This is a genomic window from Streptomyces sp. P17 (genome assembly GCF_032436805.1).
Lineage (GTDB): Bacteria > Actinomycetota > Actinomycetes > Streptomycetales > Streptomycetaceae > Streptomyces.
In genome coordinates this window covers 1-259 of the sequence record NZ_JAVRBF010001069.1, presented here as the reverse complement: position 1 = coordinate 259, position 259 = coordinate 1, and the positions used below count along the sequence as shown (strand labels likewise).

General features: G+C 45.2%; 1 protein-coding gene. It reads right to left on the bottom strand.

Translation table 11 applies throughout. The features are described 5' to 3' along the window. Positions 1–259: glycosyltransferase (locus RMT89_RS43965; RefSeq protein WP_315889357.1), on the bottom strand; the 259-nt coding region annotated here is incomplete at both ends.

Here is a 259-nt window from a genome sequence, read left to right as displayed (position 1 = left end):
TAATGCCGGTCCCAAACTCACTCGTCCTGCCTGAACAAAACAACCGGGTTTGGCAACAAAAATGTGATCTTCAATAAAAGTAGCAGGGAGATAAATATCACCATCAACGATGATTACATACTCGCCCGTTGACTGAGCGACAGCTTTGTTCCTGCTCTCTGCAGCACGAAACCCTTTATCGGGCTGCCAAGAATGATGTAGTGGAATCGGGTATTGCTGCTGATACTTTTCAATTAACTCACGAGTCTCATGGCTAGAA